This is a genomic window from Arthrobacter sp. UC242_113 (assembly GCF_044054585.1).
Lineage (GTDB): Bacteria > Actinomycetota > Actinomycetes > Actinomycetales > Micrococcaceae > Arthrobacter.
The window spans coordinates 70,553-88,919 of record NZ_CP171972.1 but is presented as its reverse complement, the minus strand read 5'-3'; the positions used below and the strand labels follow the sequence as shown (position 1 = coordinate 88,919).

The following is an 18,367-nucleotide window of genomic DNA, read 5'->3' as shown; positions in this document are numbered from 1 at the left end:
CATCGTCGGATCGATCTTGTGCTTCGCTTCGCTGCGGGGTAACCGCTGCTCGATACCAAGCTTTGCTTCAGTTGGCGCTACGTGAAGCCTTAAAAATGGGAACGCCCCGGGTCCGCTCAAAGACGGAATACCGAGGCGACCAAGTTATGCGTTACAGGTAACATGCCGGAGCGTGTCCGCCAGAGGCTATCCTGAACTTGCCCCTTGATCGTATCGGAAAGGCGACCAGATTGCATCCCAATGCGTCTACTTACGCACCTTGGGTGCAGGATTGGCTGACGATCGATCGGTTCAAGACTTACCTTCGCGCGGCTGGCAACAACACCCAGCGAGCTTTTGATTTGTATCAATGGAATACGGCTGTCAATGCCGCGCTTCTCCACGACTTTGCGCATGTGGAAGTAGCGCTCAGAAATGCACTGCACAGGGAACTGAGCACTCTGGTCCAGCCTTCATTGACTTGGCTCGCAGCGCCGACTGCTTTGACTTTGTTTCCAGTCGCGATGACCACAAACAAGGCCGGCACCAGCTATGACGCCAACGAATGGCTTCGAGGTCGACTTCATGATGCCCGCGTCAAGTTCAAATGTGGCCATACGAGCCAACAACTGTCCCCCACAGATGCAGGCCGTATCGTCGCAGATCTTACGTTCGGTGTGTGGGTGGAGCTTCTACATTCTCGATTTGAACCCACAATATGGACGAATGCGCTGCGAAATGCCTTTGCTCAAGGTATCGCTCGTCAAGACGTTTACAGCCGTCTTCGTACCCTCAACGACGTAAGAAACCGGCTCGCTCATCACGAGCCCAACCTCACTACCGTAAACAAGGCCCATCGCGAGCTATTTTGGCTGCTGAGCGTCTTGGATCGAGATGTCCAAAGGCACGTTCGGGCACATAGCCAAGTTGCCAGCCTGCTTGCAGCTAAACCGTGAGTGGCCGTCGGCTGCCAACTAGCCAGAATCGACTGACTTATCCAGCTTGTCGAACATCTCAGCTGAAAGGTTAGCTAACGGCCCTCGGCTGTGTGCAAGGGCCAGTGGGCCGGCTGCTGGGGGTCGGTACTCCGACCCCCCAAAGGGTGTGACGTTCGACGGTAAATGGCGGCTTTTTCACGGCGCTATTTGGCGCTTGTTGCAGCCTGCAAGAGGATCGACTACCGGGCGTCGGGTGCGAAGTTCCTAGTGGGTATATCGTCAAGGGGAACGTAGATCGGAGACATCGTGGGCTTTTTGGACAAGCTATTGGTAGGCGGAGTCGCTGCCCTCATCGGCGGTGGCATCGTCCAGACCTATCGATCCGCTCAGGAGACCATACGCCGGAAAAGCACCCCGATGACGTTCGATGATCGTCTAACCCAGCAGGATTTCGTCGCGATTTCGACGCGGATAGCAGAGCACACACCGCGTATTTCTCGAATCACAACCACTGGAGTCACTGTCCTGCTCGAGGTGCGATCTAACAGCGGTCTCTCGACATGGACAGCCGAAATTGACTTCAACGACTACGGGCGACTGACTGGAAACTACTGGCTACAGTCGGCAAACACGCAGTCGCCTATTCCGGAGTTTTTCGCCCATGCACTCCAGGAAGAAATCTGGAAGCATGCCGGCCAGAAGCCGACCGGATCTAGATCAGCCTGATCCCAGCGAGGGCGGGCATTCGAGGACCTTGGGATCCTTACAGCCCTTGCCTTCGACTTCTTCGCGACTAACCTCCATGCCGCGCCCAGGTTGGTTCCGGCGACGAAGGCTCCGAACCATGCGATACCCGCGGAACCGACCGTATTCGCATTCATAAAAAAGGACAACGCAAACTCCGAGTGCCGCGAATAGGCATAGCAGCGACACCCATGCGTGACGCGACCCGAAGCGGAAGAGCCAAATCCCCAACGCAACCCCAGCAGCCAGGGCTGCGGACGCCTGCCAAGGAGCATCGAGCCTTCCGAAGAGGACGAAGGCAAGCGTGACGCATAAGAGGACCACGGCAAAAACAAAGTAGCTCGTGCGGACTCGCGCTTGCGGGACTGTCTATTCACGCTGTTCACGGCGCCGGAGCAGGATGCTTGTGATCCACCACCATCTTCTCTTGATACCCCATGCTTGCCACGATAGCGGTGCCCACGCCGACAGGCTGTTGCGCTCCGACAGGCGAGTCAAATACGACCAGCTTGTTAAATAGTGCGTGGGGAGTCTCGGTCTGCAGCCGGGGTTCCTCAGACTGCGGCGGGTTTCTCTCTAAAACGACCGTTTCTGACCTGCTCCGGCAAGCCTCCGGAAAAATGTGACTTTCGGCGATAAATGGCGGCTTTTTCGCGGCGCTATTTGGCGCTTGGTGCAGCCGCAAGGGGATGGGCTTACGTGCAGCTCTCCTGCTGTCGCGCGGGCATCAGAGCATGGTCAACGTCGCGGCGCAAATGCGGAAACTCGAAACCCACCCCCTTCTGGGACCGGCACTCGCTTCAGGACGTGTCCACGTCACCGGGCTGTTCTAGAGCATGTCGGGGTTGCTGCACTGGTTTTCGTTGGACAACTGTAGCGGCCCCGCCTACGTGTTCTGGAGTTTGGTCGACCGCCTGATCGTGCGCCGAACCGTCATGGACACAACCGGAAACCAGCGAACCTCCAAAAACGCTCCCTGACGGCCTACGACCACTGAACCGAATAGGACTTAATCATCCAGAGGAGATGCAGGTCGATGCAGAGGATATGCAGGTTGATGCAGCCGAGCAAAGGGCGATAAGGGCGATATTGGTATCTTTGCGGCGTGGGTGGCGGTGGCACGCTCGACGGCGTTGCGAACCTGCTCGGTCGGGCAAGGAAAGCCGTTGAGGTCATCCCTTAGGGACGCCTCGAATGGGATCGCCTGCTGGAGTAGGCCACGGACCCTCTGAACGCTCGACTGGGCACCTTGGAGCAATAAGAAGTCGCTCGACTCGTCAACCAGAGAGAGGTTCGCCAGATTGAATTGGTAAACGCAGATGAGAGCGTAAAGGTAATTATCGACTAGCCGAAATTCCAAGGTGTCCTCGGGATGCGTTATCCACTGCCGCTGGTAGTCGAGGAGTTCCTCCTCGGCGGGAGCCCAACTTTGGAACGCCGTGGCGCAGATGTGGAAGGGCAACAGACCGTTCGACTCGACCTGACGCGAGTCCAGGAGGCTAAGCGAACCATCGTTCGTGATCCGGTATCTATCAAGTTCCGAAGGGATTGCCGGATTAGCTATTTCAGGGGGCGCGTCCGCGACGGCACTTCGCAAGCGTGAGTTGAAGTCTGTGCCCCAGGGGATCACTATTGTTCGCCAAGATCGGTCCTGGACAAGAAAGCTCCACGCGGTCATGACGTTAGCTTACGGTTTCGGCTCAATTCCGGTGATTCGTGGTCCTGAGCATGGAAGCGGCGTTGACCATCCCGAGATAGTGAACGGCCCGCCCCCGCGCAAGGTTCCCCCTGCCGCACTGACGGGCCGGACGAGGGCGGCGAACTGAAAGGCACCCGCCGCCCGGTCTGCTAGTCGGTCAGGATAACCCGCACGAAGTCCGAGGGGAGTCTCAGTCTTGCGGAGGGGGAAGGTTGGTAAAGCGCTGAAGTATGCTAATGCAGTGCCTCGCGAGCGTCAGCTTCTTCGAAGGATAGTGAGTTCGTAGGTTTGTCGCCCGGACCTACCCAGTCTATTGTTGGCGGCCAACGGAGATTCACCCCATGTTGGAGAACAGGTCCTATGACATCTCCACCGCACGCGTCCTCCTCATCAAACCGGAGGGCATCGAACAACTCGACCCCCTTTCAGAGCAAAACCAGGAAATGCCCGTTCCGTCTTAGACGGGGATGACTGATCCAGCTCGAAGCGGCACGGCCCGACACCAGACATTTTGCAGCTGTCCCGCCATCGTGAACTGGAATTAATGGGGAGTGGGAAATAACCCTCCTCCGTCGAACGCAGCCGGGAGGCCATGCCTCCCGGCTGCGTTCGAGTCCGCCCCAGATGCTCCAATACAGGTGACTCAGAGTGGCGGCCCGCACGACGGATTTGTCGCGCTCGACATCGGTCTCTATCACCGAGACGATCCAGTTCCCGTCTCCTGCGGCAGGATTGCGGTACCAAACCTCACAAGCCCGACGCCAGGGCCCCGGAGAGCTTCGGATGATGGGACGAGCGACCCCAAATGGTCTACCGACCGACGCCGATGTCCGCCCGGAAGCCGGTCGTCGAACGCGCAACCGGCATCGATTCTTCCCTCGGCACTGTTGCCAGCCTTCCTACGCACGTTTACCCCGCACGATGAAAAGCACGGTGAAGGTGCCCTAACCGCTACGCTCCAAACTGTCTCAAAACCCTTGGGAAAGGAGACGTCTCATTGAGTGAATACTGCCCTCGCCTGCATTGCCACAGATTTTCGGCGGAATCCTGGGTATGAGCTAGCGAGGGAATTTCTCGTAACTATGTCTTGCAATCTTCTGGCAAGAATCGAGTGCTCATCGTTAGTTATGAGACACGTCAGTCTGGTCGAAGCTCACCACCCCGATCGCGGCACTGGAGGCCGAACAGACTCCGTCGGGCGAGCGGCTGGGCAGAGGTGCGGAGCGGCAAGTTGCCCAGGAAGCGTCGATGCCCGCAGCCGACCGACGGGTGAGGCTCGGGGCGCTGCAGCACGCTCATCATGCACTTCTTGGCGGCTTCACCCCATGCACCAACGAAGACCTACGCGCGGAAAGGAAGGGGAGAGCTTCTCCTTAGCTCAAACTCGGTGGGCAAAGTGGACGGGTCAATAACGGTCGTTTCTGACCACCCCCGGCCCGGCCTCCCATTCCTGCCCCTAGGAGGCTCATATTTAGTCAAAACCGGCTGCCGAAAAGAAAATCGTCACAACGCCAAACGGAGGGTTTTTGACGTGTCGGGGAACGTAATCGGCTACGCGAGGGTCAGTACCCGGGGGCAATCTCTCAATTCTCAGGTCGACGCACTGGTGGCGGCAGGGGCCGTCCGAGTTTTCCAAGAATATGTGTCGGGGGCCACGCAGGCGAGGGAGCGGTGGCAGGACTGTCTGGATTATCTGCAGCCAGGCAACGTCTTGATGGTTGCTGATCTGACAAGGCTGGGCCGCAGCACAGCAGACTTGGCAGACATCGTGACGGTGCTGGGCCAGCGGGGGATAGGGTTCCGGTCTCTGGCTGAACCGTGGCTTGATACCACCAGCGCTCACGGCAAGCTCATCTTTGACATGTTCGCTTCCTCGCAGAATACGAACGATCACGATTGTCAGAAAGAACCAAAGCCGGCCTCGCGGCAGCAAAAGCACGCGGTCGACTTGGCGGCCGCCCTCGACCATGACGCCGAGGAAGCTGGAAACCGCCCGGCAGCCAAGGAGCGAGGGAAAGACTCTGAAGGAGACGGCTCAAAGGCTTAGCGTCAGTGTCTCCTCGCTAACGCGGGCGCTGGCGCACGCGGACTCATAGGCGCCGACAGAACAATGCCAAATACCGCTGCGATTCAACCAACCACAGCGATTTATGGGCTCCTGTAAATCAAAACAGCTGTGAAACAGCAGGTTGCGGGACCGGTATCCGCGCTTAAACCTTCCAAGAAAAGACTTTTCCGTCTGACGTTATATAGCGGGCTTCAGTGATGCGTGTTCCGTCGATGATGGGCATGATGATCCATCCTCGTGCGCATTCTCCCCAGTTCATGGCACCGCCGTCTGGGTACATCGGAGTGACAGGGTCGCCGGTATATCCGGTTGACCGCTCATAGACGCCGTTGTTGGAATCACGGAGACTCCATCTCTGGGAAGAGACAGAGGGCGTTGACTCGCCGTCCTTCGGGTCGGCACCGAGACAAACCTCTACCTCGAAGGCTCCAATGTCCTGGTTGTATTCGTCCCGAATCTGCTTGTACTGGAAGAAGGTAGCTGTGGCCCCGGTTTCCTTCACTTTGACTCGGGTGCCCGCACTGGCTGGCGCGGCAGGCGGGGTGATTAAAGCTGGCGACGCAGTGACAGTTTGGGTTGCTGTTACCGTTACCGTTGGCGCGGCCGTGGGAGTGGCTGTGGAACAGCCCGCTACCGGCAGGATTGCAACAACGAACAGGCCAACTCTTCTTATCAATTCAGTCCCCCAAAGGCTCCAGATCTCGAACTCTTTATTCGAGCCTCCGCGATCATACAGGGGATCCCAGAAGTCTCCGGTTCGGGAAACAACCAACCGATACTGCCCGCACGGCCGTCGGGATCGCGGCATCGCCGCAGAAGAGGAAATAAACCTCTCGGTTGAAACAGCAGCACAGCACAGCCTATGAGCGACAATGAATGCTCTTCATTCGGTGTACCTCAAAGTCCCGTGGCTGGCGCAGGTCGCTAATGCGCGGCGAGGTTCAATTGGTTCGGTACGATCTTGGGACGGTTGCAGTAGCCGGGAAACGCGACAGGCACTTCTACCAGACCAGGATGTCCAGAAGGCGGAGATCCGTCAGCCCGTCCAGTAGCCGGACCTCCCGCTGCCTGTTGGTGTCCGCCGACTCGTATGAGCGAAGTTGGCGCCGCAGTTCGTCTAACGCTCCGGACGCGCGCGCCTCGAGTAGGTCATTGCGTACGGCGATCCACGTGCGTCGACGCCATCCGAACTGCGGGTAATCCCTTCGGAGCCGCTTTGCCGCCGGGGCATAGGAGCGCGCTACGTGGCTGTCCAGGATGGGGAAAAGGTGCGGGAGTTTTAGGTGCAAGACCTTTGAAATCTTCGCGAAGCTCACGCCGCTGGGAGCACTTTGAGCGAAATGCCAGTAGAGATCAGTCATCTCGGAGAACAATCTCTCGTCGACAGCAACGAGATCTGGGTTCGCGTTGCCGAGGTCAGCGGCTGGATTCACCCACGGTGCCGTTGCCGCTGTCTCAACGAAGAAGGTGACTTCCTTGTTCGAGATCCGGGAACTGATCTTGCGGGTTCGGATGACTTCCTGAGCCGTGAGGTGCCCTGGCTGTCCAGCACCCAAATAATCAAACGCGGCAGGCGTCTTCCGCGGATATTTCTGCATAACCGCCATTGCCTCTTCTAAAGTGCGGACATGGCCGGCCACAGTGAGTGTCTGCGCTGTTTCTCGAGTCATATCGTGATTGCCCCCAATGCGGTTCGCGAATGGAGGTTAGCGAACGGACGTAGTCCCTGGCCTGCTGCTGTGATCGGGCGTGGCCTTGTTGGCGTCCAAACGGAACGCCTTGGACACTTCTGTAAGCGTTAATTCGTGGCGCAGCTTGCATGCGCTGTTTTGGTTTGCGAAGAGCCCCTTAAGCCAAAAAGCCTCCGAAAGATCAACCGTTCGTTCCCATGAAACGGGCACTATGTACTCATAAGTGTCAACGCCATCCTGGCCAGCGGCAGTGTTGAGCAATCCGTAATCACCGCTGAGGTCCAGCTGACTGAATGATCGATCTCCCCCGTTTTCCTTGAGTGTCGCTTCCAGTGCCGGCTGCGCCGGTCCGGTGACTGTTCCGACGCCAACGTAGCCGTGGCCGGGGACGTATACGAAGATGCGGGCACCGACGGGGAGTTTCCGCAAAGATCTGGAGTACCACTCGCCGCCGCCGGCGGAAACGAAGCCGTATTTCCGTGCATCGTCCCAACTGCGTGTTGAGTTTTCCAGGCCGAATGCCACATACCAGTCGGAGCCATTCCACGCGGCTTTGGTAGACCGCTGGTGCGCTCCTCCGCTGGATGGCACGGCCTGCTGCGTCGCGGGGATAAGCCAGGTTCGCGCGAGGTAGTCGTTGCCCTGGTCCGTGAAGTAGCGGAAGAGCATGACGTTGATCGGGACCGCGTAGGTGGCACTTAGGTATTGAACGATGCGTTCGGTGCTGTCATCCAGATCGCTGGCCACAACAGTAATCGAGTGGGCCTCATTGAGATCATCCGGGGTCGGTGTCCCGCCGAAGCGCTCGGCGAATGCGACATCGAAATCTGTGCCGGGGTTGTGCTTGTGGAAGATGTCCCGCAGGTCTTCGTTCGACAGGCCCTGCACCCAGGATGCGTAGTCCAGCGCCTGCGCGACGATCTCACGGGGAGTCCTGTCCCTCTTGAGCTCAACAATGTGAACCGTCCCGTCGACGTCGATGCCGAGGATATCGATGAATTTTCCGTGACCGGTTAAGACTTGATGGCCGATCAGAAGTAGTTCAGTCTCGAGGATGGCGGGATCGTCCAGGATGAGCTGTTCGAGGCGGGATTCCAAGGGCATCTTGGCGGGTGCTAGTTGGACCGCCTTATCAGTCACGCGCCAGAGGCCGATTTCTAGAGGCAATGAGATCCTTCGGTAAGCAGCGAACGTTTTTGCCGAGCCTACCCCCTAGACCAGGAACAGTATTGGAGGGCACGTAGCCTTGACGGCTACTTCTTCCGTGCCTTCTTCAGAATTTCCGCTGCCTGCCTGTACGCCTGCTTGGCCTCCGGGCTTGTCGCTGCGCGGTACAACCTTTGACCTTCTTCAGCCAGCTTCTTCGCTTTTGCTTGCACGACAGGGTCTTTGGCGAGGGAGTAAAGCTTCGCTCCGCCGGCCTTCGCCTTCGTCCCGCTGTTCTTCAACAGGCCAATTGCTTTGTCCTGTTTTCCCGCCATGGTGTTCTCCGTAACTGCAGTGGTTGGTCAAGCGAGATTAGCACTGTGTGAGAATGCTCCTATGGAGCCAGAAGACACCGGGGAAATTGCACTGCATGTTGAAGGAGAATCCGCCATTGCGGTGGGGGACCCGGCTGCCCTTGCGGCATTATTCGAACGCCTGGACGTCGATCCCACAGCGGCGGTTCCCGTGGGCCAGGCCATTGCCGATACAGCGGCAGCAGTGAGCGGCTTGGGCGCTGTCGGAATGACGGCAAAGGGAAACTGGTTCCAAATGACTCCAGAATCGCTGGCCAAATTTCAGGAATTTAGCTCCTTCAATCCTCCTGCCAACGGCGTTTTCAGTGCAGCCATACGTGGGGAAGGAGGCCGCTTTGAAACCTTCGTTGATCTCGTCCAAGCGAACGGAATCAATCCAGCGTCAGTAGCTAACGCCCATGCCCTTGCCGCCGCCATGGCTCTGCGCATGGCCATCAAGAACCTTGAGGACTTGGTCAAGAGGCTGGACGTTAAGCTCGACCGCGTGCTGCAGGACAGCCGCACCAGGGAGATGGGCAACGTTCAAGGCATCACACACGTGCTTTCAAAAATCTATAGGGACTTCGAAGAGACGGGGACAATCACCGCCACAGATTGGGGCCAGATAGACTCTCACCCGACAGAGTTAGCCCAGCTGCTCAACACAGCTCTCGGGCACATCGACACCCTGACGCAAGGACTTTCGGCCGAGCCTCTCAAGAAAAAACTGGAAAGCGCTGAGCTGGCGAGTAATGGGGAACTCCAGCACTGGCTCGTGCTCGCCGCTATCTGTCTCGCAAACATGGCGCGCATGGACGCGCTGGAAATAGCTCACGCCAGAACACAGGACGAGGCGTCAGCGGTGCGCCAGGCGGCAAAAGTGAAGCGGGCTAACGAGGATCTTCTGGCGAAGACCAAAGAGACGGTCCAAGCCCTTGCAAACGCTGCTGAAAGTGCCGGACGGGTAGAAGCCTTCCATCGTGTTGCCAGCCCCTTTGCTGCAACCAGACTGGAAAAGTCAACCGAGAAGATCCGAGCGCTTCTCAGCGCGTTTTCCGACGCTTTCGGCATGCCCGCCATATCCCAGCACACGGACCGCCGCGCCTGGCACGAATCAATTTTGGACCTGGCCCAAGAAGTCAGCGGCGGAGTCGTCGGCGCAGCGACGGCTGTCACGACGGGAGTAGCAGCTGCCCCCAAGGCCATCGGTACCGCTGTGGAAGACTCCTTTTTGGGATTTGCAGATCAGATCCGGTCTCGGCGCGAATCTGAAACTGAACACTCCACCCAGGAAAGTGATGCGAAGTCAGAGCTTATGAAAAGTGCGGACCAACCTAACGGGGCGTGAGCGCCGGCTGCCACCGGATCGTCCCTAAACTCAACTTTGGACGAGGGCGAAAGACCAGTATTTTGGCATAACCTCCGGGACGCGCAGATGACGCTAAGTTCCCTATGTTCCCAGGCGCGGGAGCGACACTGGCAGGATGTCCCACTCCTAAGGAAGTGGGACACGGCCATACGTCTGGCTTGGCTGCAGTTGGGGGACCTTCACCGTGCAATAAGTCGTGCGAGGTATAACGTTAGCCCTGAAGCCCGGTCTTCAGCAGGTTCACCTTGTGCGTCGGGCCGGGGTTCTGGGACAGGACGTTGATGGAGCCGTTGCCGTTGTCCGCGATGACGATGGCGATGTGCCCGGCGTCCCGGAGGGGGGCGCTGGTGGCCAGCAGGGCCATGAAAATGCCCATCGGCACGTTGATGAATTTGAACAGGCCGCCGATAAGGGGCAGGCGGGACAGGGCCCGTGCCGACAAAGCCGGTCATCACACCGGCCACGAGGGCCAGCCGCGGAGCCATCTCCTTGAGCACGTTGGGGAGGTTCCCGGGTCCCTCCCGGTTCAGGGCGTCGTTGAGCGGGCTAGAGACGGGGAAGCCGCCCCGGTGCTCGTCCCCAGCGCCACCCGGGAAGGGCAGCATTCAGCCTGGCTTCCCTGTTGTGGTCGAGTCCGTGATTGCGGTGCTTGATCCTTTGGATATGGAGCCAGACGCCTAGGATCCTTTCTTCTTCAGTGTCGGCTTTCTTGTGCCGGGGCCAGTCGTTGCCTCGGCCCATGTACTCCCTGACCTCAACTAGACGCCTGTCCCATCGCGCTTCGTCTTCGACTTTGCGGGTAGACGGATTGTTCCATCCGGGAATGGCACTAAGGCCTTCCCTGTATAGAGCGGAGAGGGTCCCCTGGGCGTAGTCCTGCCGGCGGCGGTGGAGCCATACACCCAAGGTTCGCTCCCTGGCAGAAGCCGCGCCTGTAGAGGGGAGCCTGCCTTCTGCCTTGTAGAGCGCGATGATGTCGTTCATGTTCCGAACTCCCGCGGGGGTGTTCCTGGTGACTGAGCCGACAGATGCTTTGTGTTCGTCCCTGATGGATGGCGCCGCCTGTGCTGCTATGCGGAGGTGGTAGCGTACGGTGTTTGCGGCCACGCCCGCCTCGGCTGCGATCTTCGCGGACGGGACTCCCCGCTGATACATCTGCACCCATTCCGGATGCGGTGCCCTGTGTTTCATTTGCGTCATCGAAGCCTTCCAGCCGCTTCAGCTCATCTCTGGATCCCGGTTTCACAGACCAGCCATCTCATTATCCATCTCCGTACGTTATGGAAAGTCTGAGCCACTGGCGGCACGGAGTTGCTGCTCAGGGATAACTTCTGAAATTGCGCCGGAATGTACCCGTTTGAGAGTCTCTGCTGGCGTGATGGCTGCACCGTGTCCCAGCTCCAAGGAATCACTACACAAGCGCCTCGGGGATGATGGGCATCGTGGGGAAAGGTGCCCTGTGGGCGACGGAGGCTTCCTACCTGAACGACACATCAGAACTCCGGTATGCCTTGGACATGTTGAAGGGTGCCTGGGACCAGGAATATGAAGAACTCGGAGGGCTCCAGGAAACCATCACTACCCACAAATCGTCCCGGCCGAAAACGTCCATCACAGTGCTAAAAGTCTTGAGCACGTAAGCGCGGGCAGGCAACAGGAATTCGACTACGAGCAAGTCTCTAACGGGGCCCCTAACTAATCACCCGGGCGCTAGAAGTGTTCTCAAAGATGCAGTCGTCCACGGCGCTGGAGCACCTGAAGTCCTAGCCCGGAAACCTTGGGCCAGGACAAGAAAAATACCCCGGTCCGAAGACCGGGGTATACGCGATTACCCGACTCATCCGTGAAGGATGTATCGACTCACCACAATGCGTGCGCGAGGGGGGATTTGAACCCCCACGCCCTTTCGGACACTGGCACCTGAAGCCAGCGCGTCTGCCGTTCCGCCACTCGCGCGCAACCTCTTCTACGCAGTTCCACAGCTCCGGATCCGGAGTTGCAGCCTATGTAAGCAGAGAGAGCAAGCATAACGGACAAATGCGAGTCTCAAGGCGCAAGTGCGGTGAAACGGGGAACCCAGAGGGCGGAGTCGACGGCATAACGCACGATTCGCCCTCTTGGGCGGCTCGCCGGACAGGAAGAGAGGAGGCGGCTGGCCGTGCTGTGCGCGTTTTATGCCGCCCGTCGCGAAAGACCCATGGACAAGCCACTCTGGGCCCAGTGCGAAGGGATACACTGGCACTTGACTTGAGAAACTCGGAGAAACTGGGTCAGAAAGGTATGGATGACGGAGTCCTGGATGTCCGCTGAGGAGGTCGCTGAGCATCTTGGCGTGATCAAGGACACCGTCTACTCCTGGATTGCTAATAAGGGTATGCCAGCTCATAAGGTTGGTCGTCTTTGGAAGTTCCAGATCACCGAAGTTGATGAGTGGGTGCGCAGCGGCGGTGCGGCTGAGGAGTCACCGAGTTCGTCAGACAAGGGGGAATGACGGCCCGTGCAGATCATCGATAACGTTAACGAGTTGCTTGGCGACGATCTCAAGGCAGAGATTGCCACGGGTTCGAGGTTGCGTATCGCAGCGTCTTCTTTCTCGATCTTCGCGTTCGAGGCTCTACGCAAAGAGCTGGAGCACCTAGAGGAACTGAAATTCATCTTTACCTCGCCCTCTTTCGTGACCGCCAAAGCAACAGACAGACTCCCAAAGGAACAGCGCGAGTTCTTCATCCCGCGTGGCCGGAATGGCGAGTCGACGTTGTACGGCTCCGAGTTTGAGATTCGTCTGCGCAACAAGATGACTCAGCGGGCCATCGCACGCGAGTGTGCTGAGTGGGTGCGGCGCAAAGTGAGGTTCCGATCGAACAAGACGGCCGCTCCTATGCAGCAGTTCGCCATCGTTGACGATAAGGCGGCGTACCTGCCGCTCCAAGGTTTCACATCAGCAGATCTTGGCTATGAACGCGGCAACGCTGTGTCCAATATGGTCACCAAGCTCGATGACGCACCGATGACATCGCAGTACATGCAGCTCTTCGACCAGATCTGGCACAACTCCGCACAGCTTGAAGACGTGACCGAGGCGGTACACGACCACATCGCGTCTGTGTACGCGGAAAACTCACCGGCGCGTATCTACTTCCTGATCCTGTTCAATTTGTTCGCTGAGTTCCTCGACGACATCAGCGAGGACGTGCTGCCCAACGATCTGACTGGGTACCAGGACAGTGCGATCTGGAAGAGCCTATACAACTTCCAGCGCGACGCCGCGACGGGCTTGATCAACAAGTTGGAGACCTATAACGGTTGCATCCTCGCCGACAGCGTCGGCCTGGGCAAGACCTTCACGGCGCTTGCGGTCATCAAGTACTACGAGCTGCGTAACAAGTCGGTGCTCGTGCTTGCGCCGAAAAAGCTGGCTGAGAACTGGACGAACTACAACGCAAACTTGACGACGAACATCTTCGCGTCCGACCGCTTCAATTACGACGTGCTCGCCCACACGGACCTTTCGCGCACTCGTGGTGAGTCGCTTGGCATCCCGCTGGACCGCGTGAACTGGGGCAACTACGACCTCGTCGTGATCGACGAGTCACACAACTTCCGTAACGCTGACTTCACCACCGAGAAAGAGACCCGCTACGGGCGACTTATGCGGCAGGTCATCCAGCAGGGTGTGAAGACCAAGGTGCTCATGCTGTCGGCGACACCGGTGAACAACCACTTCACCGACCTTCGTAACCAGCTCGCGCTGGCCTATGAAGGCGACTCACAGAACCTGTCAGCCAAGCTAGGCATCTCAACGACAGTTGAGGAAGTATTCCGGCAAACTCAGCGGGTATTCAACGAGTGGTCAAAGCTCCCCGCCGAGCAGCGCACTACCGACGCGATTCTCTCCAGGCTGGACTTCGACTTCTTTGAGCTGCTCGACGCGGTGACGATCGCCCGCTCCCGCAGGCAAATCCAGGCGTTTTACGACACCTCAGACATTGGAGCATTCCCTGAAAGGTTCCCGCCAGAGTCAGTGCGATCGCCGCTTACCGACCTAGCCGGAGTACCATCTTTCAACGAAATGTTCGAGCGGCTGTCGTCACTAACGCTCGCGGTCTATGCACCGCTGACCTACGTGTTCCCGAGCAGGCTAGAGAAGTACGAGCTGCTCTACGACCCAGCAGCCAGCGGAAGCATGGCCAACCTCGGGCATGCGAACCGTGAGCGCGGCATCCAAAAGCTAATGACGGTGAACCTGCTCAAACGGCTCGAGAGTTCAGTCGAGGCGTTCCGGATCACCCTCACCAAGCTCGGCGGAACAGTCGGGCAGGCACTTTCTGCGATCGACAATCACGTCAGTTCGGTTGACGATCTCGCGGCGTCCGTCGGCGACCTTGAAGCCGATGACGACGACTTTGAGTTCCCCTCTAGCGGCACCGTCGGCACAAAGGTAAAGATCGACCTCGCCGATATGGACATCGAATCCTGGCGGCGTGACCTCGCTCATGACGCGGGCGTGATCGCTGAACTGTTGGCAGGGGTCAGCGTCGTTACTGCGCAGCACGACTTGAAACTCCAGGCACTAAAGCAGCGCATCCAAAGCAAGATTGCCACGCCAATCAATGCGGGCAACCGAAAGGTTCTCATCTTCTCGGCCTTCGCCGACACCGCCGCCTACCTCTATCGCGAACTCGCCCCACAACTCGCGCGGGAGGGCATGGACACGGCGGTGGTGACCGGGCAGGGCAACCCCCGAACTACGCTCGGCAAGGGTTTCAGCTTCCAGCAAGTGCTCACCCTGTTTTCACCGAGGTCGAAGTCTCGCCACCTTGCCATGCCGAACGAGCAGCGTGAAATCGAGGTGCTCATCGGCACCGACTGCATCAGCGAGGGACAAAACCTCCAAGATTGCGACTATCTGGTCAACTACGACATTCACTGGAACCCGGTGCGGATCATTCAGCGGTTCGGTCGCATCGATCGCATCGGTTCCACGAACGCGCACATCCAACTCGTAAACTTTTGGCCGGACATCTCCTTGGATGAGTACATCAACCTCAAGGAACGCGTCGAGAACCGCATGGTGATCGCCGACCTCGCCGCGACCGCGGACGACAACGTACTTACCCAGGAGTCAAGCGACACCGCGTTCCGGAAGGAACAGCTTCGCAAGCTGCAGGACGAGGTCATCGAGCTGGAGGACGTGCGCACCGGCGTGTCCATCACGGACCTTGGTCTCAATGAATTCCGCATGGACCTGCTTGGCTATGTCAAGGAGTACGGCGACCTCACCGCCGCCCCTAAGGGCCTGCACGCTGTCGTCCCCGCGCGGCCAGATATTGGCCTGCGGGCCGGCGTCCTCTTCGCGCTACGTAATGTCAACGCCGACGAGACAATCAACCGTGGAAACCGTCTGCACCCGCACTACCTTGTCTACCTAGACAACGAGGGCAACGTGATCGCCGACCACACCGAGGTCAAGCGTATGCTGGACCTCATCCGCGCAGGATGCCGCGCGCACGACGAACCCGTCGCTGACGTTTGCCGGGCCTTCAACGCCTCCACGCTCGAAGGCTCAGACATGAGCCGATACTCGGAGCTGCTCACGGCCGCGATCCGTTCCATGATCGACGTGACCGAGGAACGTGACCTCGACAGCCTCTTTACCGCCGGGCACACAACCGCGCTAACCCAGACCATCGGCGGGCTCGACGACTTCGAACTGATCGCCTTTCTCGCCATTGTGAACCCCGCTACGGCGGCAGAATGAGCGCGCCGCTGTACCGCTGGCCTGCGGCCGCCAAGTTCGGCCGAGTTGTGCCCAAGAGCAAGTTCTACGAGCATTCGACCATCCCAGCCACAGTGCGCGACAAATTCGTCTCCGAGGTCCATCGCATCATCTGGGCGTACAAGCTCGCTGACGAGACCATCAACCTCCGCGGTGACGAGTCCGTGCCCGAGATCCAGGTCTTCAGTATCGAGGTCAAGGCGGATGATGTCAGCGAAGACGTACTCACCGTCATCGACAGGGCCGTGCCGTTCCCTATCATCTTCGAGATCAGCCGCCCCACTGGCAGCACGCGTATGGTCGCGTCTCACAAGCAGCTCGACGCCGCGAGCCCGCGGCTCAGCGCCTACTTCACTACGGAATGGCATGCGCCCGACGCGCAGCGGGCCCCGTTACCTCCCTCCCTCGATCTAGCCGGACTCTACGCTGGCCTTCTGACGCCAATCCTGCCCATGGCGACGCGCCCTGGAGAGAACATGGTGGCGGCAACCGACAGGCTGCGTCAGGCAAGCAAGCTCGAACGCGACGTCGCTGCCCTGGAAAAGAAGCTCCGAACCGAACCGCAGTTCAACCGCAAAGTGGAACTACGGCGCCAGCTCCGGGCAAAGACGGCTGAGCTTGCCCTCCTTATTGACACTGCAACTCCTATTACCGAGGACACCCCGTGGACAAACTGCTGATGCACTCACCCGACCTGACTGAGCGGAATATCGACAAGATCGCCGAACTGTTCCCCACAGTCATCACCGAGGGACGTGACGACGACGGTAACGCCACGAGGGCGATCGACTTCGACCTGCTGCGACAGGAGCTGTCCGCTCACATTATTGAGGGTCCGCAGGAGCGCTATCAGCTCGATTGGCCCGGCAAGCGTGAGGCGCTCTTCGCCGCAAACGCACCCATCGCGAAGACCCTTCGCCCGGTCCGCGATGAGTCGGTGGACTTCGATGCCACGCGTAACCTCTTCATCGAAGGCGACAACCTCGAGGCTCTGAAGCTGCTTCAGGAGTCCTACCTCGGCAAGGTCAAGCTCATCTATATTGATCCTCCATACAACACCGGTAACGACTTCGTGTACGACGACAATTTCGCCGAGACAACCGAAGAGTACTTGGCCAAATCTGGACAGGTCGACGATGCAGGTAACCGACTCGTCGCCAACACGGAGTCCAACGGACGATTCCATTCTGACTGGCTCAGCATGATGTACCCGCGACTGAAGTTGGCGCGGAATTTGCTCGCGGACGATGGAGTGCTCTTTATCTCCATTGATGACAACGAGAGCGCCAACCTCCGCAGGCTTGGTGACGAAGTCTTCGGTGCAAATAACTTTGTAGCGCAGTTGGCGGTGCAGGTGAATCCGAGAGGACGCCACCTCGACCGCTTCGTGGCCAAGACGCATGAGTCGATCCTCGTTTTCGTGAGAAACGCTGCGTCTGATGCGATCACGGGCATTGCGAAGGACGGTCGGATGGCGGACGAGTATCAACGATCGGACGAGGGCGGCCCGTTTCGGCTGTTGGGGCTGAGAAACCGGAACCAGGCATTCAACCCGCAGACTAGGCCCAACCTCTACTACCCCCTTTATGTGTCGCCGACAAGCGGAGGAGTCTCGACCACACCCGGCGGTGAGTTCACTGTCGAGGTATATCCAGATGCCCCGGATGGCACAAAAACCTGTTGGACATGGGGGCGGGAGCGGGTAATCAACGATAATGATCTACTTCTTGCCGAGAAGTCCGGCGTGGAGTGGCGCGTCCACCGCAAGGACTATCTGTACGGTGACAACGGTCAGATTGCGAAGACCCTGGTGAAGTCCCTCTGGCTCGAGCCTGAGTTTAACAACGACTACGGGCGAAAAGCCGTGAAGGACCTCTTCGGCCGGGCAGTAATGGACTTCCCGAAATCGCTTCAACTCATGGGGCGACTCATCGAAATTGGATCCAGCGCAGACGGCATCGTCTTGGATTTCTTTGCTGGGAGTTCATCGCTTGCCCACGCGGTCATGCTTGCCAACGCAGCTGACGGCGGTAGCCGGCGGTTCATCATGACCCAACTGAACGAGGAAACGGATCCGAAGTCGGAGGCGGCCAAAGCCGGCTTCGCAACGATCGCTGACCTGTCCAAGGAGCGAATTCGTCGTGCTGCCGCAAAAGTAGCCGGCGAGGCCGGACTTACTGCCGAGGGGTTGGACCTAGGCTTCCGCGTCCTCAAGGTCGACTCGACAAATATGCTCGATGTGCGCCGCACCCCCGACATGCTTGGCCAAGAGGAACTAACCCTCTACTCCGACAGCGTGAAGTCCGACCGCACTGGCGAGGACTTGCTATTTCAGGTGCTGCTCGACTGGGGTCTGGAGTTGACGATGCCGATTGCAGTCGAACGGATTGACGGGCGTGACGTGTTTGTTGTCGAGGACGGCGCGCTGGTTGCGTGCTTCGATGCTGAGGTAACTCCGACCCTGGTGCGTGAGATTGCGCGCCGCGAGCCCCTTCGGGCCGTCTTCCGTGACTCCGGATTCGCGACGGACGCTGATCGCATCAACGCTGAACAGGTGTTCGCCGAGGTCTCGCCCGCCACAGACGTGAAGGCGATTTGAGCCCT

General features: G+C 58.7%; 13 protein-coding genes, 1 tRNA gene and 1 pseudogene. 8 read left to right on the top strand and 7 right to left on the bottom strand.

Going from position 1 to position 18,367, the window contains the following annotated elements; genetic code table 11:
• The first annotated feature begins 263 nt into the window (after positions 1 to 263).
• The 3 genes and pseudogenes from ACHMXB_RS22220 (at position 264) to ACHMXB_RS22210 (ending at position 5,456) form a co-directional block, all read left to right on the top strand.
• A complete protein-coding gene (locus ACHMXB_RS22220) occupies positions 264 to 935 on the top strand; it encodes an Abi family protein (RefSeq protein ID WP_395405945.1) in 672 nt (223 codons plus the stop codon).
• Between the two features lie 288 nt (positions 936 to 1,223).
• A complete protein-coding gene (locus ACHMXB_RS22215; protein WP_395405943.1) occupies positions 1,224 to 1,643 on the top strand; it encodes a hypothetical protein in 420 nt (139 codons plus the stop codon).
• A 3,248-nt stretch (positions 1,644 to 4,891) separates the two neighbouring features.
• A pseudogene (locus ACHMXB_RS22210) lies at positions 4,892 to 5,456 on the top strand (recombinase family protein).
• A gap of 114 nt (positions 5,457 to 5,570) precedes the next feature.
• Here the strand turns inward: ACHMXB_RS22210 and ACHMXB_RS22205 are convergent.
• The 4 genes from ACHMXB_RS22205 to ACHMXB_RS22190 form a co-directional block, all read right to left on the bottom strand.
• Positions 5,571 to 5,930 (bottom strand): hypothetical protein, encoded by a 360-nt coding sequence (locus ACHMXB_RS22205; RefSeq protein WP_395405941.1) that lies wholly within the window; start codon positions 5,928 to 5,930, stop codon positions 5,571 to 5,573.
• 499 nt (positions 5,931 to 6,429) lie between these two features.
• Positions 6,430 to 7,068 (bottom strand): DUF6308 family protein, encoded by a 639-nt coding sequence (locus ACHMXB_RS22200; protein WP_395405939.1) that lies wholly within the window; start codon positions 7,066 to 7,068, stop codon positions 6,430 to 6,432.
• 66 nt (positions 7,069 to 7,134) lie between these two features.
• Entirely contained in the window at positions 7,135 to 8,259 is a 1,125-nt protein-coding gene (locus ACHMXB_RS22195) for a hypothetical protein (protein ID WP_395405937.1), read from the bottom strand.
• A gap of 113 nt (positions 8,260 to 8,372) precedes the next feature.
• On the bottom strand, positions 8,373 to 8,600 hold the full coding sequence (locus ACHMXB_RS22190) for a hypothetical protein (protein WP_395405935.1): 228 nt from the start codon (positions 8,598 to 8,600) through the stop codon (positions 8,373 to 8,375).
• Positions 8,601 to 8,661: 61 nt separating this feature from the next.
• Here ACHMXB_RS22190 and ACHMXB_RS22185 point away from each other — a divergent pair, with 61 nt between their 5' ends.
• Positions 8,662 to 9,966 (top strand): hypothetical protein, encoded by a 1,305-nt coding sequence (locus tag ACHMXB_RS22185; RefSeq protein ID WP_395405933.1) that lies wholly within the window; start codon positions 8,662 to 8,664, stop codon positions 9,964 to 9,966.
• A gap of 232 nt (positions 9,967 to 10,198) precedes the next feature.
• Here ACHMXB_RS22185 and ACHMXB_RS22180 read toward each other — a convergent pair whose 3' ends face one another.
• The 3 genes from ACHMXB_RS22180 to ACHMXB_RS22170 all read right to left on the bottom strand — a co-directional run bounded on the left by ACHMXB_RS22180 (position 10,199) and on the right by ACHMXB_RS22170 (position 11,943).
• A complete protein-coding gene (locus ACHMXB_RS22180; protein ID WP_395405931.1) occupies positions 10,199 to 10,429 on the bottom strand; it encodes a hypothetical protein in 231 nt (76 codons plus the stop codon).
• Between the two features lie 104 nt (positions 10,430 to 10,533).
• Positions 10,534 to 11,187, bottom strand: a complete 654-nt coding sequence (locus ACHMXB_RS22175; RefSeq protein ID WP_395405929.1) for a helicase associated domain-containing protein — start codon at positions 11,185 to 11,187, stop codon at positions 10,534 to 10,536.
• Positions 11,188 to 11,860: 673 nt separating this feature from the next.
• Positions 11,861 to 11,943 (bottom strand) — tRNA-Leu (locus ACHMXB_RS22170).
• A gap of 328 nt (positions 11,944 to 12,271) precedes the next feature.
• Between ACHMXB_RS22170 and ACHMXB_RS22165 the strand changes: the two genes are divergently transcribed.
• From ACHMXB_RS22165 to ACHMXB_RS22150, 4 genes are read left to right on the top strand one after another with little or no spacing between them, the layout of a single operon-like run.
• Positions 12,272 to 12,478 carry a helix-turn-helix domain-containing protein gene (locus tag ACHMXB_RS22165; protein ID WP_395405927.1) on the top strand — a complete coding sequence of 69 codons (207 nt, stop codon included), beginning with the start codon at positions 12,272 to 12,274 and terminating at the stop codon, positions 12,476 to 12,478.
• A gap of 6 nt (positions 12,479 to 12,484) precedes the next feature.
• A complete protein-coding gene (locus tag ACHMXB_RS22160; RefSeq protein WP_395405925.1) occupies positions 12,485 to 15,745 on the top strand; it encodes a helicase-related protein in 3,261 nt (1,086 codons plus the stop codon).
• Positions 15,742 to 16,443, top strand: a complete 702-nt coding sequence (locus ACHMXB_RS22155) for a DUF4391 domain-containing protein (protein ID WP_395405923.1) — start codon at positions 15,742 to 15,744, stop codon at positions 16,441 to 16,443. Before ACHMXB_RS22160 ends, ACHMXB_RS22155 begins: the two co-directional genes overlap by 4 nt.
• Positions 16,428 to 18,362, top strand: coding sequence for a site-specific DNA-methyltransferase (locus ACHMXB_RS22150; protein ID WP_395405921.1), 1,935 nt, complete (start codon positions 16,428 to 16,430; stop codon positions 18,360 to 18,362). The genes ACHMXB_RS22155 and ACHMXB_RS22150 overlap by 16 nt, the downstream gene beginning before the upstream one ends.
• Positions 18,363 to 18,367 lie beyond the last annotated feature (5 nt).